Annotated in this window: 19 protein-coding genes; 8 read left to right on the forward strand and 11 right to left on the reverse strand. The window is 53.7% G+C overall.

Features of this window, described 5'->3' with window-relative positions; all coding sequences use genetic code 11:
• Nucleotides 1–10 precede the first annotated feature (10 nt).
• The 3 genes from FRY97_RS09415 to FRY97_RS09425 all read left to right on the forward strand — a co-directional run bounded on the left by FRY97_RS09415 (nt 11) and on the right by FRY97_RS09425 (nt 1,949).
• A complete protein-coding gene (locus FRY97_RS09415; protein ID WP_147167197.1) occupies nt 11–511 on the forward strand; it encodes a hypothetical protein in 501 nt (166 codons plus the stop codon).
• Between the two features lie 289 nt (nt 512–800).
• Entirely contained in the window at nt 801–1,418 is a 618-nt protein-coding gene (locus FRY97_RS09420) for a DUF6992 family protein (protein WP_211356837.1), read from the forward strand.
• 63 nt (nt 1,419–1,481) lie between these two features.
• Nucleotides 1,482–1,949: a hypothetical protein gene (locus FRY97_RS09425; protein ID WP_147167198.1), complete on the forward strand. Its 468-nt coding sequence runs from the start codon at nt 1,482–1,484 to the stop codon at nt 1,947–1,949.
• Between the two features lie 70 nt (nt 1,950–2,019).
• On the opposite strand, the gene FRY97_RS09430 is transcribed toward FRY97_RS09425, so the two are convergent.
• The 7 genes from FRY97_RS09430 to FRY97_RS09460 all read right to left on the reverse strand — a co-directional run bounded on the left by FRY97_RS09430 (nt 2,020) and on the right by FRY97_RS09460 (nt 11,876).
• Nucleotides 2,020–2,223, reverse strand: a complete 204-nt coding sequence (locus FRY97_RS09430; protein WP_147167199.1) for a YgaP family membrane protein — start codon at nt 2,221–2,223, stop codon at nt 2,020–2,022.
• Nucleotides 2,224–2,320: 97 nt separating this feature from the next.
• Nucleotides 2,321–2,962 (reverse strand): hypothetical protein, encoded by a 642-nt coding sequence (locus FRY97_RS09435; RefSeq protein ID WP_147167200.1) that lies wholly within the window; start codon nt 2,960–2,962, stop codon nt 2,321–2,323.
• Nucleotides 2,963–3,076: 114 nt separating this feature from the next.
• Complete coding sequence (locus FRY97_RS09440) at nt 3,077–4,003, reverse strand: DUF4249 family protein (RefSeq protein WP_147167201.1); 927 nt, start codon at nt 4,001–4,003, stop codon at nt 3,077–3,079.
• Nucleotides 3,997–6,366, reverse strand: coding sequence for a TonB-dependent receptor (locus FRY97_RS09445; protein WP_147167202.1), 2,370 nt, complete (start codon nt 6,364–6,366; stop codon nt 3,997–3,999). The genes FRY97_RS09440 and FRY97_RS09445 overlap by 7 nt, the downstream gene beginning before the upstream one ends.
• A 15-nt stretch (nt 6,367–6,381) precedes the next feature.
• Nucleotides 6,382–7,689 carry a hypothetical protein gene (locus tag FRY97_RS09450; RefSeq protein ID WP_147167203.1) on the reverse strand — a complete coding sequence of 436 codons (1,308 nt, stop codon included), beginning with the start codon at nt 7,687–7,689 and terminating at the stop codon, nt 6,382–6,384.
• A gap of 1,028 nt (nt 7,690–8,717) precedes the next feature.
• Entirely contained in the window at nt 8,718–9,356 is a 639-nt protein-coding gene (locus FRY97_RS09455) for a Crp/Fnr family transcriptional regulator (protein ID WP_147167204.1), read from the reverse strand.
• A 102-nt stretch (nt 9,357–9,458) separates the two neighbouring features.
• Entirely contained in the window at nt 9,459–11,876 is a 2,418-nt protein-coding gene (locus FRY97_RS09460; protein WP_147167205.1) for a TonB-dependent receptor, read from the reverse strand.
• A gap of 146 nt (nt 11,877–12,022) precedes the next feature.
• On the opposite strand from FRY97_RS09460, the gene FRY97_RS09465 reads away from it, so the two are divergent.
• The gene (locus FRY97_RS09465) at nt 12,023–12,643 is read left to right on the forward strand and encodes a MarR family winged helix-turn-helix transcriptional regulator (protein WP_147167207.1); all 621 of its coding nucleotides are present in this window, start codon (nt 12,023–12,025) and stop codon (nt 12,641–12,643) included.
• A gap of 287 nt (nt 12,644–12,930) precedes the next feature.
• Nucleotides 12,931–14,058, forward strand: coding sequence for a glycerate kinase (locus FRY97_RS09470; protein ID WP_147167208.1), 1,128 nt, complete (start codon nt 12,931–12,933; stop codon nt 14,056–14,058).
• On the opposite strand, the gene FRY97_RS09475 is transcribed toward FRY97_RS09470, so the two are convergent.
• Together FRY97_RS09475 and FRY97_RS09485 are read right to left on the reverse strand one after the other, a co-directional pair.
• A complete protein-coding gene (locus FRY97_RS09475) occupies nt 14,044–16,587 on the reverse strand; it encodes a PKD domain-containing protein (protein ID WP_147167209.1) in 2,544 nt (847 codons plus the stop codon). The genes FRY97_RS09470 and FRY97_RS09475 overlap by 15 nt on opposite strands.
• Nucleotides 16,588–16,988: 401 nt before the next feature.
• Nucleotides 16,989–17,315, reverse strand: a complete 327-nt coding sequence (locus FRY97_RS09485) for a 2Fe-2S iron-sulfur cluster-binding protein (RefSeq protein WP_147167212.1) — start codon at nt 17,313–17,315, stop codon at nt 16,989–16,991.
• A 257-nt stretch (nt 17,316–17,572) separates the two neighbouring features.
• Between FRY97_RS09485 and rplS the strand changes: the two genes are divergently transcribed.
• Together rplS and FRY97_RS09495 are read left to right on the forward strand one after the other, a co-directional pair.
• Nucleotides 17,573–17,929, forward strand: a complete 357-nt coding sequence (gene rplS, locus FRY97_RS09490) for a 50S ribosomal protein L19 (RefSeq protein ID WP_147167213.1) — start codon at nt 17,573–17,575, stop codon at nt 17,927–17,929.
• A 157-nt stretch (nt 17,930–18,086) separates the two neighbouring features.
• The gene (locus tag FRY97_RS09495) at nt 18,087–19,886 is read left to right on the forward strand and encodes a serine hydrolase (RefSeq protein WP_147167214.1); all 1,800 of its coding nucleotides are present in this window, start codon (nt 18,087–18,089) and stop codon (nt 19,884–19,886) included.
• A 15-nt stretch (nt 19,887–19,901) separates the two neighbouring features.
• Here the strand turns inward: FRY97_RS09495 and FRY97_RS09500 are convergent, their stop codons facing one another.
• Nucleotides 19,902–21,095 (reverse strand): DNA binding protein, encoded by a 1,194-nt coding sequence (locus tag FRY97_RS09500; RefSeq protein WP_147167215.1) that lies wholly within the window; start codon nt 21,093–21,095, stop codon nt 19,902–19,904.
• A 169-nt stretch (nt 21,096–21,264) separates the two neighbouring features.
• Here FRY97_RS09500 and hpf point away from each other — a divergent pair, with 169 nt between their 5' ends.
• Entirely contained in the window at nt 21,265–21,567 is a 303-nt protein-coding gene (gene hpf / locus FRY97_RS09505) for a ribosome hibernation-promoting factor, HPF/YfiA family (RefSeq protein WP_147167217.1), read from the forward strand.
• 294 nt (nt 21,568–21,861) lie between these two features.
• On the opposite strand, the gene FRY97_RS09510 is transcribed toward hpf, so the two are convergent.
• Entirely contained in the window at nt 21,862–22,644 is a 783-nt protein-coding gene (locus tag FRY97_RS09510) for an enoyl-CoA hydratase/isomerase family protein (protein ID WP_147167218.1), read from the reverse strand.
• Nucleotides 22,645–22,784 lie beyond the last annotated feature (140 nt).

The following is a 22,784-nucleotide window of genomic DNA, read 5'->3' on the forward strand; positions in this document are numbered from 1 at the left end:
GATCTCGATTATGCTAAAATCTGGTGCAAAGCCCTACCTACTGATGCTCGGGCTATCGCTCGCCTTGGGCTGCCAGCCCGGCACCTCCGCCGAGCAGGAGAAAGCCATTGAAGCCGTCAGCCAGGAATGGGACGGGCAGACCCTTCAGGTCACTACACAGGTAGCGGATATACTGGAGCTGCAAAAACGGGCTGCGAAGGCTGCCGCAGCGCTAGACTCGCTCAGTACTCAGGAGGCCAAAGAGCTGGCTGCCGCGCTTGGTGGGCAAAAGGCCAGGCTCGACAGCCTCTCGGAAGCGTCCTTTGCCTTTGTCAACCAATGGCAGGAAGGGGCTGAGCAGCTCTACGCCATCAAATCGGATGCAGAAGAAGGCAAAACGGCTAAACCGGTAGCCCCCTTGCAGGAACTCTTGCAGGAAGCAAAGGCCAAATCCAAAGCATGGGCCCCGGTGCTGCAAACTGCCCGGCAGGCGATTGCGGATGCTGAATCCTATCTCGATTCAGAACGATAGCATAGGCGCAAACTAAGTTGCTGTTTTTTGCGCGATGGGGCCTGCCCCCTCCGTAAGGATAGGGGCCTCCCCCTGCCCAACGGCAGGGGGCGCTATGCTACGGGGCTCGCTATCCGCTCGGCCCTAACGGGCTTACCACCCCTCCGCAGCGCTAGTCCGGTCACCGCCTGTAGCCGATCAAAGCTTAAACGGCTGCAGCATTTGGGTTCATGCCCGGCAGCATGAACTTTTGGAGCCGGCCGGCCTTACATTAGCCTTGTGTACTTTTTCAACCAACCAATGCCTGATCATGAAGCAGCCGTTGCCCATTTCCGCCATCAAGAAGGTATTCCTTAGCCTGGCTTTTCTGCACCTGGCTTTCGCCGGTTGTGCGCAAGCTGGCTTGCTGGACCGTTTCAACGCCAACCGCCTGCACAAGCAGAAAGTGAGCATGCTCATCCTGGGCAGCTGGGCAGCAGGCAATATCGCGCTGGGCGGGATCGCCGCATCACAGACTTCGGGGGAGGCTCGGTACTTCCACGGCATGAATGCAGGCTGGAACTTAGTCAACCTGGGCCTTGCCACCGCAGGATACCTGGCCGCCACTCGTACAGACCCGGCCAGCCTCGGGCTGTTCGAATCTATCGAAGAGCAGCACCGGATACAAAAGATATTCCTCTTCAACGCAGGGCTCGATGTCGGCTATATGGCCGGAGGGGCTTACCTCATGGAACGGGCACGCCGGGGGGGAGGACAAGCAGACCGGCTGCGGGGCTTTGGCAAGTCCATCATCCTACAGGGCGCATTCTTATTTGTTTTCGACCTTGGCGCTTACCTCTGGCAGGCCAATGGAAATGCTGAGCTCCAGCCCCTGCTGCAGGGGCTCTCCTTCTCCGGCCAGTCGGTTGGGCTAAAATGGGCTTTCTGACCCCGATCTGCCCCTATTCGAACATGACTATTTGGTTTTCAGTTATATAGAAAAACCAAAAGGATGAATAAAATAGCGATCAAATACGGGGTTTTCCTCTTTGCCAGTTTTGTGGGCCTTTTTCTGCTCATGCATGAAGTTGCTCAAATCCGGGATTACAACCTGAGGGCACTGAACGCTTTTGCCCACTTGGGGCTGATATACGGAGCCATACGGCAATACCGAAGGGAAAACCCTGATAGTGTGAACAATTACGTCTCCGGTGTAGTGGCAGGGATGTACGCATCGATAATCGGGGTACTTCCTTTTACAGCTTTTGTGATGTTCTACCTGATCGGCGATACCGCTTTTATGAATTATATCCAAGATACCATACCTATAGGCACTTACCTCAACCCCTTTACAGCAAGCCTTTTTGTGCTGACAGAGGGCATCGCCGTAAGCTTGATCGGCTCTTATATCGTCACCCGCGTTATTGACATGAACCTTGTGCGGTCCAATCCAGACTTGCAGGGGGAATACCACGATTAAGCTGCTGAGCATGAGTAAGCCCTGCAGGGATACAATCCTGCAGGGCTTTTTACCTGGCAAGCGCTAAGCATCAGGAACGTTTGCAGGTATTGATGCCCAAGGGGGCATAAAGCGGGCAGAAACTGACCAGGCTTGTCAGTACAAACACGCCTGCCAATACCAGCAGTACAATGCCCAATGTGCCAGAAACGGCTCCTGTAAAGTAAAGTGTGGCTACAATTGCCGCGATCACAATGCGTATGGTTTTGTCCATACTCCCCATATTCTTGGTCATAACTGGAATTTTTTGATTCCTAGCAAAGCTAAGGGATTCCGCACTCCCATGCAGGTGACCCAAGTCACCACACTACTATGGCTAGCCCGAGAAAAGATCAGTAGTTGCAGCAAGCATAATGCCCTTGTGCACAACCGATAGAGCAGCCTTGGGAATTGCCGCCGCCGCCACCTGTGCCCAACATGCTAGCTGCAGCAGAGGTACCGCTGCTCACCCCACAAGAAGTAGCGCTGGCCCCGCCTACATCACAGCCATCTGCGACAGCCGTGCCATTGGCCACACAAGCACAGCTGATGGCGGCCACCAGATCGTCTGCAGTAGCAGGGATGCCGAGCTCAAAAACACGGCCCAGCCCCAGGCCCAGCCCGATACCTTTCACTTCATAGCTCTCCATCGCTTCATACTCCCTCCCTTTGTACAAGCCCACTACATAATAGAGTACGGGCTTTTCCCCTGTTATCTTCAGGTACCCTGCCTCCGCATTGACCTCTACCGGATCTGAAATGGCTTTGTCCTCCTTCAGCTTGAGGACGTCACCAGGGTCATACACATAAGCAATATCGCCATTGGCCGCATCGTGCAGGACAAACATATTCCCCAGATCGCGCATCGTAAGCCTCCCTTTTTTAGCCGGCTGCCCATAGTTTGGGAAAGATACCACTGAGCCGCTGACCGCGGCCAGCAACATAAAAACCAAGGACAGGAACGCCCCTTGACCACCAAAATTTAGTGTTTTCATAAAGTCGTTGTTTTAGGTTATACAATGTTGCAAACCTATTACTTTTACTTTTACTTTTTAACTTTTTTTTAACACTTACTCCCCCATACAAGCATTGTTTAGTGAACTTACCCCTCACCGCTTCACCCATACCAACTGTTCATGCCTCGTCACCACCACACCGTAGCCCCCCTCGACATTAGAGGAGTACAGTTGCGGCCTGAACAATAATTTCTCTAGAGCATCTGCCGGCCGATCCAAACTACGGACACTTTCGTAAAAAAACTCATGGGCCGCTGCAATGGTAAAACTAATGCTATCCCAGCCTACTTCCTCTGCCGGCAGCACCATCAGCAATGGGAAAGTGAAACGATCATTGGAAAAACATAAGTCCGGCAGGATAAAGCCTGATCTAAAAAACAGTATACCACACTGCTGTTCAATCGACTCCTCAGTATCGATCGAGACAACAGGCTGTCTATTAGGAGCGTTTGTGGAAAAAGGTAAACGTAAATCGAATGGTATTCGAGGACGATAGGAAGAATAAAAATGAAAAAAATCAGCTGAAGGGTTATTGTCTGTTAAGCTGACCGTAAAGTAGGCAATTTCCGGCATGGACGGATTGTCCCCTTCTTCGATTGCAGCCAAAGTAGCTGAAATATCCATTTGCAACCTCGGGATAGCCATCAATTCAGAGCGCGCCTCGGGAAACCCCGCTGCATTTGCGACCAAGCGGAACGCTTTGCCTAATGGCAGTGGAGTGGAAAGGTCAAGCACGTAGTTGCCTTTCTCCACGTAAGGAACCTGATGCCAGACGCTATCAGCGGCATCCACTAATTCCACAGTCGCTTCATGCAGCGTATCCCTTCCGTAATACGAAAGCACTCCGTTGGGGTCTTGTGAACGCCCCACAAAGACTTCAATCCTATCTCTGGATATAAAACCGTTCAACACGATTTGATCGCCCGGGTAATCCAGCATTATGTCGGGCTCTATCACTTCGCAGCTAAGCAATAACCCTGCTAAAACGGAGGCCAGGTATGGGATAACAGACTTTACCATGATATATGATAGTTAAGTGCAGGTACAAACTGGAAAATGGCAAGCCGTTCAACTTCCAAAGCCGTATCAGTAGAGGTCCTTGATGTTATGCTCTGCGTACCAAAATTCAATGCTACAGCATTAGCCCTGCCGTATACATTGTAAAATCCGAAGACAAGCTTGGCGTCGCGGCCCTTGCGCTTAGTCGAAAAATGGTATACCACATTTAAATCTAAGCGGTGGTAATCCGGCAGGCGCCCATTATTCCGCTCTGTAAAAACGAAGCGTAACCGGTTCTCAATCGTACGTGTATAACTCTCCGGGAAGTTAACTGGCACACCGGTTTGGTACACAAAATTTGCTGTGAACTGCCAGTTTTTGCGCCAGGCATACTCCAGGCTCAGTTCCACATCGTGCGGGCGGTCAAAATCAAAGGGGAACCAGCTACCTGCGTTAATTTCCAGAAACTGCCTTTCACTCCGGCTGTAGGTATAGGCAACCCAGCCATTTAATTTGCCGATCTGCTTTTCCAGCCACAGTTCCACCCCGTAGGCCCGGCCTTTCCCGCCAACATAAACGTCTTGAAACCAGGTATTTTGCATGCTCCCGATGCCCAGCAAAGTGGTATTGTCCCTTTGCTCTACCTGATTGGACATTTGGCGCCAGAAGGCCTCCACACTCCATTGCCCACCTGACCATGGCCGGGCATGCCGAAGCGCGAAAGTGGAACCAACCTGCGGGCGGGTAAAAGCGGTAGCCGGCAGCCAGTATTCGTAGAACAACGCATTGCTGCCGCCTTGTGTAACAGCGCGGTGCAGGGGCTGCACCATTTTACTGTAGCTCAGCTGCCAGGTTTGCTTGTTGCGCTGCCAGGCGGCTGCTGCGCGGGGCTCCAGTGCAGGAAATAGCAAACTGGTAGTATAGTACGTACTAAAGCGGGCTCCTAACGTAAAATCGATAGCTTTGCTCACCGACCAGGTATCTTCTGCATAAACCGCAGCTTGTAAAGACCGTGTTGGCCCTCCGTCGAAGCGCTGAGCAGGCTCGCCTTCTTCGGTTATCTCCGTCTTTATGGGATTATTGGACTGGTAGATACCTTCCAGCCCCAGGGTAATCCGGTGCTGCGTTAGTTGCCAGTTGTACTCATGGCGGGCACCAAATTCATTGATCGCACCTTTGGTTTTCACCCTTGCGGCTATGTTATTCGTACTAGCATCGCGCAGGGAAGCACGGAGACTACTGGAAAAACTATTGAAATTGACCCTCGTACTTACAAAGCCCCGACTGCCCAGTGGCCGCATGTAGCGCAGCCCCAATGCCCGGTTCCCCCAATTCACCAGCGCATCACTGAATGCTCCGCTTTGCCTGGCCCGGCTGCCCCAGAAATCATCTCCTGCGAAAGCGCTAAGGCTCAGCTTAGCGTCCCGTTTGAGCTTCCAGGTTACCTTAGCATTGAAATCATACAAACCGGCAAAAAGTAAATTTTGCCCGCTCAAATACCTGGGCAGGGTAGCCAAAGTGAGAACACCTGAGTGAGCGAACCGCCCCGCAAGCAGAAAAGTGCCCTTATTTTCAGCAAGCGGCCCTTCCAATAATAAGCTGGAGTTGATCAGGCCTAAATTGGCTTCCCGCCTTAGCGCTGTGGCATCTCCATCCTTCATCGTTACATCAATGACAGAAGATAGTCGTCCGCCATACCGGGCGGGGAAAAAGCTTTTGTACGTATCCACCTGCTTGGTCACACCAGGATGGAAAGTAGAAATAAAGCCAAAAAGGTGTCCGCTGTTATAAATGGTACTGCCGTCAAGAGTGATCAGGTTTTGGTCCACGCTGCCACCACGCACGCTCAGGCCTGCCGTCCCTTCTGTGGTCGGGGCAAAGCCCGGTAAAAGCATTAAAGACTTGATCAAATCTGGCTCTCCCAGCATGACCGGTATACGCGCCAAAGTTTTGACCGGCATATTGATCTGCCCCGGCATCCGCTTTTGCAATTTTGCAGCCTTCACTTCCACCGCCGCCAATTCCAATACTTGCAGCGCTACGCTACAGCTACTGTCTCGGGTTAGCGCCAGCGTCAGCGTATCCGGCGAAAAGCCAATTTGATGAAAAACGACTTGCTGCTGGCTTCTACAAGGTAGGCTTAGGCTGTAATATCCGGCATAGTTCGTTATTACGCCCCTGCCAGTTTCTAGAGCATAAACACTTGCTCCTACCAACGGCTCTTGCGTAGCGGCATCCGTGAGATAACCGTGCAGAGCACAGTTCTGAGCATGCCCAACCGAAACAGTAAAACAGAGCAGGATGACACTAAGGCCTGAACAAATACCGGACCTGAACAAGTAGCCCCGGCCCGGCATAGATTGATTCGCTGAGGAAATATTCATATTTTTTATCAAGTTCTAAATGCACGGACCCTGAAGTGGGGGTTGCGTATAGCAAGTACCACTATCTGTAACAGGATTTCCTCTGTAGGCATAATGCTCCATTGAAAAAGAACCACAAAAACCTCTGCAATCCTCACATTGGAAAACCTCCGTAACAATTTCATTGTCGTTCTCCGCTTGATCAGAAATATTTACAACTGTTGAGGCACCACCAAGTTCCAACACACTGATGCTGCCCTCATGCCTGATAACAGACATCTCATACTGCCACCATATACCAAAAAGTCGGCGCTGGCCTTTGGTACGGACATTTCCCGTGAGGTTTCCTGTGAAAATATTAGTACGGTGCTCTAATTCCCCCTTAACTCGCCTGCGCTTTCTTCTGCTTCCACCTTCTTTCCATTCGCTACTACAAGTATGTATGTTAGCCCTTGCATTGCTGCCAGAGCGAAAAATAGGAATACGCTGGAAAGTCTCATTATTGAGTAGTTGGCTCTCACTTTGTGTAAAGAAAGTGTCCTCAGGGACTACTAGTGCAAAATCTCGATAAATCTTGTAAATATCTCCAGCAATTTGGAATAGCGCTTCTTGATTAGCCATGTATTGTAGCCCTGGATCATCTACTACCTTTTCATAGGAAACTTCTCCAGAGTCGTCTATAAGCACACCTATGTTGGAATAGGCATCTACTCCTGCAAAAACAGCTGCCTCAGATAGTTCTTTAGTAGCAGTCATAAAAGCACTCTTGGAAGATGTAAAGCCTTTCAATTCTTCCAATATAGGTTGTTTTGTGCCATCATTGACAATCGATGATCTAATATGATCTGCATCCGCAATTGACTCAAAAATCAGACGGCCATCTTTCAGATAAACATCCCTGCCATAAATGATTAATTTTTCATCGAAAGCCGTTACATCGAGATTTGGATGCAAAGTAGAAGCTTTTTTTGATTCCACTAAGGGCTTCCCATTGGCCTCCACAGGTAAAGCATGCTCTTCTTTATCACAGCCTGCGAAAACCAGTGTCAATAGTAGGACTACCATTGATATAAACTTCAGATGCCTTCTTCTCAGGAGGGGCCCAATATAGAAGATCGGGAAAAAGCCAGAGCCGTTTGCCTCTGAAAGCAGGGGGCTGCCTTTCCTGTGACTAAATAGATTTGAAAATCCAGATAGGAACTGTCCGCCTATTGAGCACTTAAAGAAACTAGCTCGGCAAACCGTTTTAAGCGCTACACTAGGCGTGATGCGTGATGCGTGATGCGTGATGCGTGATGCGTGATGCGTGATGCGTGATGCGTGATGCGTGATGCGTGAGAACATAGCGTTATTTTTTAAAAGGGAAAACAATATTTTATTACACAAATATAAACAATGCCGATATTAAACCAAGACAACAGCGCTGCATTTTCAAATAAAAAACAAATGTATCCTGTTTTCAAAATAATACACTGTTCGTGCATTCAAGTAATAACTGTAACATCAATATGCGCGCGCACCAGGCCACTCAGCCCCGAAAAGCCCTTGCGCCTATCCGTGGCAGTACCATAGAGAAAATACCGCTGTGGAGAAGAAAAACTAAGCATGGTCCAGGTCTTGAATGATTTGGGCCAGGGCCGAAATCGACTGACTAAGCAGCCTCCATTCTTTATCCGGCCAACAGATCACCAGTTCGTGTTCTTCAGCAGGCTGGAACTGCCGAAAACCTGCCCCTTCTCCGGGCATGGGCCAGACAGGCGCCGTTAGTATTCATAGCATTTGCTCGGGTGGGCGCCTCGCTGCACACAAAAAGCCTTTTTGCTTAAACCTAAGGTGGCTTGCTCCGCTAATAAAGCCCACCATTTTGTACGCGTGTGCTTGGATTCAAATCTTTGGCTTTACCTAAATGCGGATCCACCCGAACCAGCAACCAAGACGCCTTTGCTCGGACGCTTATGCACTATACTCGCCGGCCTAGCGCTGCGCAGGGGTTTAAGAGCTGTTCGGATTTTACCCTTCGAGCTGCTCTTGCCAACTTTTGTCCTGCTCTTCGTTGTTTTTCGGTCATGTAGCTAGGCTATTGGATTCAAGAATGGGGCCCTTTGTCCCATTCTTGAATATAAAACGCCTCGATCAGGGCAAAATTTGGCTGCGTTCGCTCCAAAAGCAAAATCTGAACAGCTCTAAGCCCGATAGGGCCGAGCGGACAGCGAGCCCCGCAGCATAGCGGCACCTGCCACCGGGCAGGGGCAGGCCCATCACGCGAAGCAAGCTGGGCAGGCCTAAAGAAACGACAACCTGGATAGCGCCTAAGGGCACTAGCAACTGGCAATGAGCAGGCCAGCCCTATCACCTTTCCACCTCTCCCTAAATCAGCACACTTCAAGTGCCCCATCTCCCAGGCTGCGCACCAGCCCTTCTGCCTCGAGCTTTTTCAGGGTACGGGTGATGACTTCCCGGACAGTGCCAAGGTCTTCTGCCAGCTCCCGGTGGGTCACCTCTACGATGCGGTGCCCTGTGAGGCGGCAACGCTCCTGAAGATAGGAGAGCAAGCGTTCGTCGAGCCGGTGGAAAAGCACCTGCCCAATATTGTCTACCAAGCCAGCATAGCGCTGCTGATACTGACGGAAAAACAGCAGGTTCAGAACGGGGTAATCGCGCAGTAATTGGGGGATATCATCACTTGAGATCAGCAGCAGAGCCGTGTCCTCCTCCGCCTCTGCCACAATCTGACTAGGCTTCCCTTCCAGTACGGCACTAAAGGACATGACGCAGCTCTCTTCAGGGCGGATGTAGTACAGCAGCAACCGCCGGTCATCCATCGTCAGGTATACCTTTACCCTGCCCGACAGCACCACCGGGACCGCACGCACATACTGCCCTACCTGCAAAAGGGTAGCCCCAGCTGGCAATTCTGCCAGCCGGCCTTCCCGCAGCAGGTGCTCTTGCAGTTCTGCAGGCAGCGCTTTCAAGCAGCGCCTTACCCAAGCCGATTTATCTGCTGATACCATTTTTTGCCCGCAAGATAAAATAGTCGGCGCTGATAAAGTAGGCCCAGCACAAAGTTTTGCCCCCTTCCGAAAAACCAGAAAGGGGCTTTGCTGCTCAGCGGTTTATATCTCTATCATCAGCCCGATGCTCGGCAGCACTGTGCCGGTGCCTGTATTGATGGTTTTGAGCAGGAACCGCTGTTGGTTCACAGGGGCATCCGGATTGGCGATCACGCCATCTCCTACCGGCTGCCCATCCTCATCTAGAGGACGGTCGAGGATGAGCTGATCTTGGCCGACCGCGTTGCCGGTTACATTTTCTACATCAAGGAAGATATTTAGGCTCCACTTGTCAAAGAACCACTTCTTGTCCACCCGGATATCAATGGTGCTGCTCAGGTCCTGACGGCGGGTGTTCAGGAGGTTGTAATTCGGTATGCCGCGCCCGTTGGCCTGCCAGTTGAGGACCAGGGAGGAGGCATCGGAGAAGGGCGTAAAAGGCAGCCCGGATTGAAACCGCCAGTTGACGCCCACTTCCCAGTTTTTCCCAAAGCGCTTGCCAATGACCAGGTTCGCAATGTGGCGGGCATCCCAAGAGGAAGGCACGAAATTGCCGTTCTTGTCCTGAAATTCGCTCCAGCCCAATGTGTAAGAAGCTATGCCGTAGAAGCCTTTGTAAAGCCGCTGCTGGAACAAGAACTCCAGCCCATAGCTGCGCCCGTCCGAGCGGGGCACCACCGGCTCGTTGCCAATCACGCCAAAGTCTCCGCCAAGGTTGGCCAGCGTAAGGCTGTCGCGCAGCAGGAATGGGTAGTCCCGGTAATATTTGTAGTACCCTTCGATGCTGATTTTGGAACTGCTGGCGGTGTTGAACTCAAAACCTGCCACGACGTGGTCGTTCCGCAAATAGCGGATACCGTTCTCCCGGTTTACCAGCACGCCATCTTCCTGATAGCCCATGACGGTATAAGGAGGCAGCTGGTAATAAATGCCTGTGTTCATATTAAAGCTCAGCCGCTCCCCGAGGGCGTAAGACAAGGAAAAGCGGGGGGAAAACTGCTCTGCCAGGTTGCTCATCTCATCGCTGTAGTCATTGGCATCCATGCGGAAGCCTAGGGAGAGGGATAAGCGCTCATCAAAGAATTTGCGGCTGCCCTGCGCAAAGAGGCCATAGCGGTTGAAGCTCAGTTCGGAAGCAAAATCAATGGTCTGTGGGCCGGCCGAGGTAAAAATGCGGTTGAAAGTGCTGTTGTTGTACTTCACCATCTGATAGCCCGCTCCGTAGTTCAATTTGAAGTTGCCCAGCCTCAGATCATGCTCTACCCTGAATTTATTCTCGATCTCCTGCGACTTATAGTCCAAGACCAGGTTGTCCGGGCTGCTGTCGTCGTTATTTAAGTATTTGATGCTCTCGTTGTTGAGCATATTGCGGCTCACCACAAAAGTCCAATAGCCATTGTCTGCATAGCGTTTGTACACCAAGCCGTTGGTATAGTTCCACTGAGGGGTGACAGGCAGCTGATTGAGCAGGAACTGCTGTTCTTCCGTTTCGTTAGCATCTAGGTTGAGGTCGAATTGATCGATAGCACCCAGCCCGATAAATGTGAGCTCGTTCTTATTGTCGATTTTGTATTTGACCTTTGCCTGGAAATCGTTGTAAGTAGGCAGGAAAGGCAGCCCGATGACATCGAACAAAAACTGCAAGTAGCTGCGGCGGGCAGAAGCCAGATAAGTCACCTTTTCGCCAATCGGCCCCTCTAGGGTCACGCCGATATCCGTTGCGCTGAGCATAAAAGTACCGCCCATGCGGTCGTCCCGGCCATCTCGCTGCTGAAACTCCAGCACAGAGCTGAGGGCATTGCCCCGGTTGGCGGGAAAGGCCCCGCTGTAGAAGTCTACCTCTCTGATAAAGTTGACGTTGATCAGCCCTACCGGGCCACCGGACGCCCCCTGCGTAGCAAAATGGTTGATGTTGGGCACTTCCACATCGTCCAGGTAAAAACGGTTTTCATTGGGCGCGCCCCCACGGATGATGAGGTCGTTGCGGAAGCTCGCAGGCGTAGTCACCCCGGGCAGGGTCTGTACGACCCGGGAAATATCGCGGTTGCCGCCGGGGTTGCGCTGTATCTCGGCCACGCCTATGGTGCGCAAAGACACCGGGCTCTCTTCCGTTTTCTTGAACGGAGAAGCCCTTACCACAACCTCCTCCAGCTGTTGTGCCGCCTCCTCGAGCGCAAAATCCACTACAGCAGGCTTGGAGTTGGTCACCTGAATTTCATAAGCCGTCGCCTCAGTATAACCGATGTAGGTTACCCGTACATCGTACAGCCGGGGCTCCAGGCCTGTTATCTCATAGTTGCCGTCTATATCGGTTGTGGTGCCCTTGTCTGTGCCCAATACCAGAACATTGGCAAAAGAGATGGGCTCGTTATTGACTGCATCCTTCACGGCGCCCTTCACGATACCGCTTTGTGCAAAAACCGCTGTGCTAAGGCAGCTGCCTATACAGAGTAAAAAGGTAGCTAGCTTTGAAACTTTCATGTGCTTTTTTTGTCCTCCCCCCTGTGGAAAGGGAGGGGCTTACCAATAAATCAACCCGGAGAACGCTCCCCATAACGTTGCCAGAACATAAACGGCAAAAAAGGGTTTATGCCATATCATACTTTTTTAGTGCAAAATAAAACCAAATGCAAAAAGAGCAGATTTTGCAGGTCCTAGACTGGCTGGAAGCCTACGGCCCGGAGGAAGGGGAGCAGCTCTCGCCAAAAGCCTTTGGGCTGTGGCTGCAGCGCCAAACTGGGGAGGGCGCCAACAGCAGCCCGGAAAGCAATATCGACGGCTTGATCTCGATGCACTTAGGCTTCATGGCCAACTATGCAGCATTCTATGGGCGCCGGGTCTTCAAAGGGTCTGAGCTCTACTCTTTCACCGATTGGGCCTTCCTCGCTACGCTCAGCCAAGCAGGGGCCATGACCAAATCTGCGCTCATACAGGCCAATATCCTAGAGAAAAGCACCGGCACAGAGGTCATCAAACGGCTCCACCGGCAGCAGTTCATCCGGGAAGAGCCCAACCCGGAAGACCGTAGGGCCCGCTTAGTCCTCCTTTCGGAAAAAGGCAGGGCTGTGCTGCAGGAAGCCAACGAACGGGTTTTCCCTTTGGGGAAAATCATCACTGGCACGCTCTCTGAAAAAGAAAAGCAATCGCTGCTCAGGATACTGCAGAAATTGCACGCCTTCCACGCCCCTTTGTTCAAAGCCAAGGATGATGAAAAATTCTGGGAGCTGTTCAGGCAAAACCTGCCCTGAGCGCCCCCGCCAAAAAAAATGAACTTTTTTAATCCGCCCTTCCACCTCCTTACGTAACTGTAACCGATTAAAACGTTAAACAGGGGCCCTGTACTGCTCTGACAAATAAACACAACACACAAAAACCGAAATAGCCGGTGGCCACTAACGCACAAAGTTGAGCAGATTTCCAGGAAAGCCTCTTACACACAAGATGTTCCTTATTAGTGCCCCCGGCTATTTCATTTCCCCTCCCTTCCTTTTTCCCTTATCTTGCGCCGGCATTACCCTACAACCTCCGGTTGCCTATGAGAATATTGGTCGCATGTGATTCCTTTAAAGATGCTTTGCCAGCGGCAGCAGTCTGCGAGGCCATTGGCCGTGGGCTTCAGGAAGCGCTCCCTGCAGCGGCAGTCTCCCTGCTCCCGCTCGCCGATGGCGGAGAAGGGACAACCGAAGTGCTCGCTGCACATGCAAAAGCCACTTGGGCAAGAGCCCAGGTTTCCGGCCCGCTCGGCCGGCCTGTTCAGGCGGCCTATGCACGCTCGGCCGACCGGCAGACCGCTTTCCTCGAAATGGCTGCCGCCTCAGGCCTTCAGCTGCTAAAGCCCGAAGAGCGCAACCCCCTCCTCACCTCCACTTTTGGCACGGGCCAGATCATTCAACAGGTTTTGCAGGCAGGCGCCAAAAAGATTGTCCTAGGCTTAGGGGGCAGTGCCACCAACGACGGGGGCATAGGCATGGCTGCAGCCCTGGGCTACCGATTCCTCGACGCTTCCGGGCACGAAGTGCCCCCCAATGGGGGCAACCTCATCCGTATACAGGAAATCGACAGCAGCGGGGTGCCTGCTTCCCTCCACAATGCAGCTTTTACGGCCCTTTGTGATGTAGATAACCCCCTGACCGGCCCAAGGGGGGCAACACAGGTCTATGGGCCACAAAAGGGGGCCTCCCCTGTACAGATAGCCCTGTTAGAAGACGGGATGGCGAACCTCGCGGCCGTCCTTCGTCAAACCTTCGGCAAGGACGTCAGCCATCTGCCCGGCAGCGGAGCTGCTGGCGGCATGGGCGCAGCCTGCATGACTTTCCTCAATGGAGAGCTGAAACCAGGTATTCAAGCCATTATGGAACTGACCGGTTTTGAGCAGCAGCTAAAAAGCGTGGACCTGCTGATCACAGGGGAAGGGAAAATAGACGAACAGACCCTGCAGGGAAAGCTCATCTCGGGCCTTTGTGGAAAGGCACAAGCCGCTGGCGTGCCAGTGATTGCTGTATGCGGTGCGCTTTTGGCTACAGCCAAATCCATACAGGACATTGGCCTGAAGGCTGCTTTTTCCATCCAAAACCGGCCACTGAGCCTCGAAGAAGCGCTAGCAGAAACCGCAGACCGACTGCAAGCCACTGCCTTCAATATCGGCCGGCTACTGCAGCAATAAAGTCCAAAGCCCCATCCCTTCTACCTTTAGAAAGTACCTGCCTTTCGGCAAATACGAAAAGTCCCAGCAAAGCCCATTGGCGTGCCCCTTGCTCACCGTTTGCCCTTGTGCATTAAAAAGGGCCCAGGGCAAATGAAGTTGAACATCAGCTCCGCCCTCTAGGCAGACCAGGCCGCTAGAAGGATTGGGGGCCAATACCCTGGCTGCGCCGCCTGCCTCTTCAACTGCAGTGGCCGATACCAGCACCAAACGGGTGACAGACTGCGCGCAGTTGGGGTTGAGGGCATTCAGCGTGACTTGATACGCCCCTGCCTCTGCATAAGTATGTACCGGGCTCTCCGCATTACTCGTGCTGCCATCGCCAAAGTTCCAGCTATAGGAGACCGCAGCCGCCGAGGTGTTTTCAAAGGCCACTTCCAGCCCTGATATGCTCCAGTCAAAAGCTGGAGCTGGCCGCTCATAAACGATAGCCGCCTCCTGCCGGACTACCGTGTCCGCCCCCAAAGGGCCTGCGGCTTGCAGAGTAGCAGGGAAAACGCCTGCACCGGTATACACTACCACAGGGGATGCTTCTGCTGATTGTGCAGGGTCGCCACCAGGGAAGCTCCACTCCAAAGTTTCGAAGAGGCCACTAGACTGGTTTTCAAAAAATACGGCCAGGGGCGCGCAGCCAGCGTTGATGCCCAAAATGCCTATCCCTGCCGTAGGGGCATCCCCCACCGCTACTATGCGGGAGAGGGTGTCTGCACCGCAGGCATTCTCAACGGCCAGGGCGACCTCATAGAGGCCCGGAGCAGTATAAGTGTACTGTGGCTCCGCAGACGTACTGCTGCCCCCATCTCCGAAATCCCACGTATAAGCTGCCGCATCTGGGCTGCTCAGGTTGGCAAAGGAAACGCTTAGCCCTGACACCTGCCATGAAAAGTTTGCAGCAGGCGGCTGCCCTTGTGCCAGGTACACACTTCCTGAAAAGACTTCCCCAAAGCAATTGCCCGCTCCATAAAGCCGGAAACGGTGCCCAGCTTCCCCCTCCGGGTTCAGCAATTGCAGCTGCAAGGTATTGACGCCCTGATAAGCCGGTCCGTTCTGAAGCGGCAAAAAGCCATTGCCGGTATCAGCCTCCCACTGCAGCTCCGTAAGGCTGCCGTTGGCCTCAGCGGAAAGCACCAGGGTATCGGCACAAGCCAGCAGGGTATCGGGCACCGATAGGGAAAGCTCGGGGGGGCTGCCTATTTCCGCTATGCTCAACGGTATGCCCTCTACCGCCAACAAGACCCCCGCTTCGCCCGCCATCGCACCATTGGGAGACTCCGGGCAGGCCGCCGAATTTTGCGAAAGCCCAGCTGCCCCGCCCGAAAGCTGTACGTTTGCAACCGGCCCGGCCCAAGCCACCGCACCGCCACTGCCGCCCCCGCCAGGCCCAAAACACTGCTCTTGGTTGTTATTATCGGTATGGCCGCCGGCGCCGCCCACCGCTTGACAGCTCAGCGCTGTGCTTTCTCCAGAAACGAGCAATAGGATGGTGCCGCCGGCACCGCCGCCGCCAGCGCCATCCCCTCCGGCAGTTGCAGCGCTTCCCCCGTTGGCGCTTATCGCATTCCCATTGCCCAAAATGGCATTGGCCACGATCAAGGCAATACCACCGCCATTGCCTCCTGCTGTGCCTACTTCATTATTGTCGTGCCCGGCACCGCCCCCACCGCCCATGAACAGGCGGCCCGCTGTGGCTGGGATATTGCGCCCCGGCTCTCCCGGGCTACGGCCCTGACAGCCAAAAAAGCTGGGGTTGTCGTTTTCACCCCCGATGCCGCCCCGGGAGAACAGGGCGCCACCGCCACCGCCTGCGTTGTGGTCATTGCCGCCACCGCCACCGTTGCCGGCAGGCCCGCGGCCACGGCTGAAGCCACCGGGGAAACCGGCTATGCCTTCCCCTTTTTCTCCGCCCCTTATACTTTGCCCCGCAAACCGGAAATCGTTGTAGTTGATCAGCCAGGTACAGTTGCCATCGTAATCAATCCCTGCCTGACCGCCACGGAACCCCTTGCCAGAGACATCTATATCTGCCAGCAAGCGCAGGGTATCTGCCCGGAATGCCAAGACCCCTCCTGACTGCCCATCCCACGGGGCGGCAGTGAGCGCCCCCTCCACAACAGCATCGTGATAATAAGGAAAGCTGATCAGCTGCAGCCCGGCCCCGGGCTGATAATCATCGTAAAGCAGCGTTTTGGAAAACTGTACCGTATCCCCATTCACAGCAGCTACCGATACCTGTTCATACCTCCCGGCCGGCCCCAAGGCCTCAATCGTGCCAAAAGCTGCGGTATTAGCGGTATTGATGGCCGCCCCCTGCATTTGAAAAAGCAAAAGGGTGTCGCCGGCTTCTATAAAAGAGGGCGCATCTACCAGGGCCCAACCTGCACAGGCACTTAGGGAAGTGACCGGTACATACTGATTGATAGTGCCAGACAGGGAAGCTTGCCCGGCAAGCCTAAGGGATAGAAGCAGGAGCCAAAAAGTGCATCTTCGCATGACATGGAGTTTTTCTCTACCCCCTAAGGTAAGCCAGCCTAGTGCGACTAGACCGAATTATTTGATAGTATTTCCATTCTTAAGCCCTTTTTGGCGCGTGGCCTTTAATGGCCCTAAATTTGCGGCGCAATCCACTAGCCACTTCCCAAAGGCGCAAACCAGATTATCGTTATTTGCCTGCCCCTGAGGTAAGGATGAGGGGGCCTGCCCCTGCCAGCAGGCAGGTGCCGCTATGCTACGGGGCTCGCTATCCGCTCGGCCCCTCGCCCTCGGGCGTCGGGTCTGGCCTTCGGCCACCCCTGCGCAGCGCTAGGCCAATGCCAGGCTAAAGCCCCAAGAACTTAAACGCCGGCCGCACTTTGGTTTACGCCACTTCCTAAAGAGAAAGGAGCTTAGCGCGCTTAAGCTTCCTCGTCTTCCGGAGCGAGCTGCACTTTCAGCCCGTCCAAAGCTGGCGACATCTGCAGCTGACAGCCTAAGCGGGAGTTGTCTTCGACGAAGAAGGCCTGGTCCAGCATATCTTCCTCGTCCCCTCCCATTTCGGGAAGCTCATGGCTGCTCAGGATATAGACATGGCAGGTTGAGCAGAGCGCCATCCCGCCACAAGTCCCTTTTACGGGAAGCTCGTACGCCTTGCAGACCTCCATGAGGTTCATATTCATATCCGTAGGCGCTTCGAGCTGATGCTCATTGCCCTCCCGGTCCACGACAGTCAGCTTGATATCCATAGGTTTTGAGAGATCGTTGGTGAAGGAAATGCCCTACAGTATTGAGGGCTCACTTTATCAGGCCGCAAATATCGCAACTAATTAGGAGCTGAATGCTATTTGGCGCCAGGATTCTTAAAGCACTGAGCCCATTGGCTCCCAAAAACAACAGCGCCTTCTTTTTTATCTGGGCTTAAGTTAGGTTTTATCAAGCCCATAGCTTACCTTTGCAGACCAAATCGAAAGGACCCTGATAATCGTCAAATAAGAGAAGTACGATGGATGCTATCAAGTTTGTACATGAACAGATGTTGGCTAAGAAAGAACTGCCAACTTTCCGCCCAGGCGACAACATCGTTGTAAGCTATAAAATCGTTGAAGGAGACAAGGAGCGTATCCAGGATTTCCGCGGCGACGTCATTAAAATCAAAGGGCACGGCTCGGGCATGACATTCACTGTCCGCAAAACATCAAGTGGTATTGGTGTTGAGCGTATTTTCCCAGTCTCTTCCCCCAATATCGTGGACGTTAAAATCCTTAAGCGGGGAAAGGTACGCCGTGCAAAGCTGTACTACCTGCGGGACCTTGTCGGCAAGAAAGCCCGAATCAAGGAGCGCAAGTTCATCAAGCAGTAAATCGAACCAAGTGTTTATACAGTCCGGGCAGTCAGCACAACAGCTGGCTGCCCGGATTTTTTTTGCCCTTTGTAGAAAAACAGCACCCCCTGCTCCAAATTTTCGCGGCAAACACCGAAACATAGCTACTTTGACAACGGACTAATCCGACCTCCCTATGAGAAAGGTATACGCTGCGTTTTTGGCCCTTGCTGCTGCCGTTGGCATCCTTCAGCCCTACCCTACCCTGCGGGCCCAATCTACAGACTTTGCCCCTATCGACAGTATGGCGCTGCAGCTGCTGCGCGACTGGAAAGTGCCGGGCATGGCTGTTGCCATAATTGAAGGCGGGAAAGGCGCCTACATCAAAGGCTACGGCCTGCGCGACCTGGAAGCCCAACTGCCCGTAGATGGCCAGACCCTCTTCTGCATTGGTTCTGCCACAAAAGCCTTTACCGCCCTTGGCGTTTTGCAGCAGGCAGAGGCGGGGCTGCTCAACCTCGATGACCCCGTGGCAGTACACCTTCCCAGCTTCCGCATGTCCGACCCCTATGTTTCCCGCCACCTTACGGTAAAGGACTTGCTCTGCCATCGTTCTGGGCTACCCCGGCATGATTTGAGCTGGTACGGCTCGCCAGCTAGCCGGGAAGCGCTCATTGCCCGGCTAGAACACTTAGCGCCTAGCGCCGGTTTCCGGGAGTCTTTCCAATATCAAAACTTAATGTTCCTCACCGCCGGCTACCTAGCTGGCCAGGTGAGCCAGTCGGATTGGGAAACACAGATTGAGACACAAATATTCGAGCCCTTGGGTATGGAACGGACCGGGTTTGATGTTGCTGAGATGGAAGCGGACCCCAATGCAGCCCGCCCGTATGCCCTCGAAGAGGAGCAGGAGGTCACTCGCGTCCCTTACCGAGATATCCGTACCATAGGCCCTGCAGGCTCGATCCAAGCCAGCGCAGCCGCCCTCATCCCTTGGCTCGGGGCACAGCTCAATGGGGGGGCGTGGAAAGGTCAAACGATAGCCAGCCCTGCCTCAATAGCAGCGTGCCAACAACCCGCTATGGCCATATCCGAAGCGTGGGGCCAGGCTTTGCTGTTCGACAATCAGGGGGCGCCTTCTGCCTACGGGCTGGGATGGTTCTTAAGCCATCACAAGGGGCACAGGCTCGTAGCACACGGCGGGAATATCGATGGGTTCTCTGCTGAGGTCGCATTGCTGCCAGGAGATTCCATTGGCGTTGCCATTCTCTCCAACCTCAACGGTACGCCAGCACCGCGCATCTTACGCAACTTTATCTTTGACTACCTGCTGGGAGAGGAGGGAACAGACTGGAACACCCCTCAGCTGGCCCGATGGAAGGAAATGTCCGCTAAGCCTGAGGCTGCGCCCGAAGACCTGGCGCGAGTGCCCGGGACCCGCCCTTCCCATCCTTTGGCAGACTACACCGGCGTGTACCACAACCCAGGCTATGACGACCTTGTCATTGTGGAAGCCGGAGACGGGCAGCTTGGGCTGAAAACCGTTTCAGACACCGGCCTCATACGGCTAGAACATTACCATTATGATGTCTTCACGCCTCAGGAAAACGGGTACGAGCAACTAAAAATACAGTTCATAAGCAATGAGGAAGGCAAAATCAGCCAACTGATGGCCCCACTTGAGCCAGCGCTGCCGCCCCTTTCCTTTGAGCGGCAGCCTGAAAACAGAGACTTTACCGTGGAAGAGCTGCAAGCCTTTGCCGGCGACTACCTCATCATGGGGGTGCAGAAGGTACAGGTCCGGGTAGAAGATGGGGCGCTAAAGCTGGAAGTCCCTGGACAGCCCGTTTATACCCTTGAACATGTAGAAGAGGAGACTTTCCGCCTCCGGGGCCTAGATGGCTACAAAGCCCGATTCCTCACTGGCAGGGATGGCAAAGCTCAAAAAATCACGCTCCTGCAGCCTAACGGCCAATTTACCGGCGAACGGCAATAGCGTTAGCACGGGCGCTCATTCTACCTTGAACTGCCGGATCATGAGCGCGCCGCTTTCTTCCAGATTGGAGCTGACGATGATGGTCTGCTCGCGCACGCCATCATCAATAGCCACCGCCACGGTGTTAGGACGGATATCGCCCAGGTCGTCTGCATGCAGTACCAGGAAATTGGAAGGCTGGGAAAGGGTGACCGGGATGGCGATGCGGCGCTTGCTCACGCGGTACTGATGAAGAATGCGCTCCCCGTTCAGGAAAAGAGTGGCGACGTCCCCATCGACTGTACCGTTGTCCCATATTTTTATTTTCAGGTTGGGGGCAGCCACTTCCACTACCCGCTGCACCTTGATGGCCCGCTGATTATCTGACTCATAGGGACGGGATACGGCTTGCTGTACCTGAACAGCTTCTGGGTTGAGGAGGGCACGCTCCAAGTACAGGCTGCCGCTTGCACAAGGCCCGGTTTCCAAGTTGTACCCCTCAATAAAGCCCTTCCAGCCTCCATCGAGCACCAGGCGGTTTTCTTCCTTACGGAAACGCAAGCTGCCAGATTTGATGCACCAAGGCCAGTCGGGGTCCTCTCTTTCTACGACCTTGCTCTCTTCGAATTGCAGCACGCCTGAAACCGCATCGAATGTATAAGACAAGGCCATTTTAGCACTGCCGCCACTGCCCTCAGATACGATATAAGATACCCCTTGTCCATCCGCTTTCAAGTTAAGAGCAATGTAAAAGCCATAGCCGCGGTCGGATTGGGAAAGCGCTCCTGACCATTGCCCTTCAATGCCCTCTACAGCCTCCTGCCTGACGTGTGGAGCGCCAGGCCTATGCAGGGACATTTGCCCAGGCGTACAGCCATCAGCCCGCCAAGGCCCGCTTAGGCGCTGGCCGTCAGCTGAACTTTCTAAAGTGGCGTATTTCATGCACCAGGCAGGTGACTGCGGCGACAATTGGGCCACTTCCTGCAGCACCAGCTTCGCGCCATCCCAAAGCCCTGTGACCTGAAAACGAGCCGCATGCCGCCCATCCATAGTCTCTGCTCGTGCTGTACCGCTCACCCCCTGCCCTGCCTGTGCCAATTGCAGCGCATAGCGGAAGGTATCTGCCTTGCCCTCCTGCACGAGCCAGCCCTCCCATTCCCCTGAGAGGTCTTGCGCCCAAACCGCGCAAGCTGCCAACAACAAACTAACAATAAGCAGAGGCGTTTTCATGATGTATGCCTTTGTTCCATAACAAAGATATGATAAGGATCAGCCATTGCAGTTGACAATGATCAATCAGGGGCAGTGGCAGTGCCTTTATCTTAGCAGTACAACAAAAGGGCAGAGCAAGTAAAAGTACCGGAGCTGCCCAATTTCTAACCGAACTAACCACGACGAGATGAAAGTACAAGTGAATGCCACTTTCCAGGTGAACGACTACCTGAATGAATTGATCCAAGAAAAAGTCGGTAAGCTCACGCAGTACGCCAACACCATCACTAACGCAGAAATGTACCTAAAAATTGGCGAGAACCGCCACCGCCACGCTGAGGAGCAGATTGTGGAGCTCCGCATAGACATTCCTGGCCATACCTTCTTTGCAGAGGAGCGCAGCGATGTTTTTGAAAAGGCTGTAGCCGCTGCGACGGATAAGGTAAAGCGCCAAATGCGCAAGCATAAGGAGCAGGTAGCTGGTCATTGACATCCGCCTTTTGCTGGATACCTATAGCGGGGCTGCTGCAGTTTTGCAGCAGCCCCGCTGCAGCGTTATCCCCCTTTCAGGGGGCGAGAACCAAAATGTCGCAGGCGTTTATGCTTTTGGGGCTCTAGCCTGGCATTGGCCTAGCGCTGCGCAGGGGTGGCCGAAGGCCAGACCCGACGCCTGTAGGGCGAGGGGCCGAGCGGGCAGCGAGCCCCGTAGCATAGCGGCCCCTGCCCGCTGGCAGGGGCAGGCTCAAAAAACGGCAATCTGGTTTGCGCCCCTTTCAGGCAAAGCTTATTGCCCTTTGAAATCAGGCTTGCGCTTCTCGATAAACGCAGCAGCCCCTTCCCGGAAGTCCGCAGTGCCTGTCGTTTCGCCAAAGGCAGCAACTTCTTTCTCGAAGCCGTCTACATCATACTGGAAATAAGCATTGATGGCTTCTATGGTTTTCGCGATGGCCACAGGCCCTTTCGCTGCAATTTTGGCGACCATTTTTTTGGCCAGCTCCATAGCCTCCCCTGCCGGAAGGACTGCATTGAGCAAGCCATGACGAAGAGCGTCTTCTGCTGAAAGCATATCTGCAGTAAGCAGCAGCTCCGTAGCTTTGGTCTTGCCGAGGTACTGTATCAGCCGCTGTGTGCCCCCGTAGCCAGGGATAAGCCCAAGGTTGACTTCCGGCTGGCCAAAGCGGGCTTCCGGGGTAGCGATCCTAAGATGGCAGGCCATGGCCAGCTCGCACCCGCCGCCCAAGGCGAAACCATTGACGAGAGCGATGACCGGCTTCGGGAAGCGCTCGATCAGGAAGAAAATATCCTGCCCCTGCCGGGCCATATCCTGCCCTTTCTGCGCATCCAATGCTAAAAACTCTTTGATATCTGCCCCTGCAACAAACGCTTTTTCGCCAGCGCCAGTTAGGATCACCCCTTTCAAGCCCTCCCTTTTTGGAGCATCTTCGGCAAAGAAATGACGGAGCTCTGCCATCGTTTTGCTATTGAGCGCATTAAGGGCTTTCGGGCGGTTGAGGGTCACGATGAGGATACCGTCCTGTCCGTCAATCAATAAATTGGTATAGGGCATAGCTAGATTTTTTTGTTCGGGGCGAAAATAATCATTCTGAACGGAAGACGTGGGCTGGCGCTTTGCAAAGGCTGAAAAGCTAGCCAGTCATTCCAGCTATCCGCAAAGGTATTGGCCTGCCTTAATTTGGGAACTTTGCC

The sequence above is a fragment of the Phaeodactylibacter luteus genome (genome assembly GCF_007993045.1).
GTDB classification, from domain to species: domain Bacteria; phylum Bacteroidota; class Bacteroidia; order Chitinophagales; family Saprospiraceae; genus Phaeodactylibacter; species Phaeodactylibacter luteus.

Coding starts and splice junctions, on each gene's coding strand:
- FRY97_RS09415 (WP_147167197.1), top strand. CDS start 11: ATGCTAAAATCTGGTGCAAAGCCCTACCTACTGATGCTCGGGCTATCG.
- FRY97_RS09420 (WP_211356837.1), top strand. CDS start 801: ATGAAGCAGCCGTTGCCCATTTCCGCCATCAAGAAGGTATTCCTTAGC.
- FRY97_RS09425 (WP_147167198.1), top strand. CDS start 1,482: ATGAATAAAATAGCGATCAAATACGGGGTTTTCCTCTTTGCCAGTTTT.
- FRY97_RS09430 (WP_147167199.1), bottom strand. CDS start 2,223: ATGACCAAGAATATGGGGAGTATGGACAAAACCATACGCATTGTGATC.
- FRY97_RS09435 (WP_147167200.1), bottom strand. CDS start 2,962: ATGAAAACACTAAATTTTGGTGGTCAAGGGGCGTTCCTGTCCTTGGTT.
- FRY97_RS09440 (WP_147167201.1), bottom strand. CDS start 4,003: ATGGTAAAGTCTGTTATCCCATACCTGGCCTCCGTTTTAGCAGGGTTA.
- FRY97_RS09445 (WP_147167202.1), bottom strand. CDS start 6,366: ATGAATATTTCCTCAGCGAATCAATCTATGCCGGGCCGGGGCTACTTG.
- FRY97_RS09450 (WP_147167203.1), bottom strand. CDS start 7,689: ATGTTCTCACGCATCACGCATCACGCATCACGCATCACGCATCACGCA.
- FRY97_RS09455 (WP_147167204.1), bottom strand. CDS start 9,356: ATGGTATCAGCAGATAAATCGGCTTGGGTAAGGCGCTGCTTGAAAGCG.
- FRY97_RS09460 (WP_147167205.1), bottom strand. CDS start 11,876: ATGAAAGTTTCAAAGCTAGCTACCTTTTTACTCTGTATAGGCAGCTGC.
- FRY97_RS09465 (WP_147167207.1), top strand. CDS start 12,023: ATGCAAAAAGAGCAGATTTTGCAGGTCCTAGACTGGCTGGAAGCCTAC.
- FRY97_RS09470 (WP_147167208.1), top strand. CDS start 12,931: ATGAGAATATTGGTCGCATGTGATTCCTTTAAAGATGCTTTGCCAGCG.
- FRY97_RS09475 (WP_147167209.1), bottom strand. CDS start 16,587: ATGCGAAGATGCACTTTTTGGCTCCTGCTTCTATCCCTTAGGCTTGCC.
- FRY97_RS09485 (WP_147167212.1), bottom strand. CDS start 17,315: ATGGATATCAAGCTGACTGTCGTGGACCGGGAGGGCAATGAGCATCAG.
- rplS (WP_147167213.1), top strand. CDS start 17,573: ATGGATGCTATCAAGTTTGTACATGAACAGATGTTGGCTAAGAAAGAA.
- FRY97_RS09495 (WP_147167214.1), top strand. CDS start 18,087: ATGAGAAAGGTATACGCTGCGTTTTTGGCCCTTGCTGCTGCCGTTGGC.
- FRY97_RS09500 (WP_147167215.1), bottom strand. CDS start 21,095: ATGAAAACGCCTCTGCTTATTGTTAGTTTGTTGTTGGCAGCTTGCGCG.
- hpf (WP_147167217.1), top strand. CDS start 21,265: ATGAAAGTACAAGTGAATGCCACTTTCCAGGTGAACGACTACCTGAAT.
- FRY97_RS09510 (WP_147167218.1), bottom strand. CDS start 22,644: ATGCCCTATACCAATTTATTGATTGACGGACAGGACGGTATCCTCATC.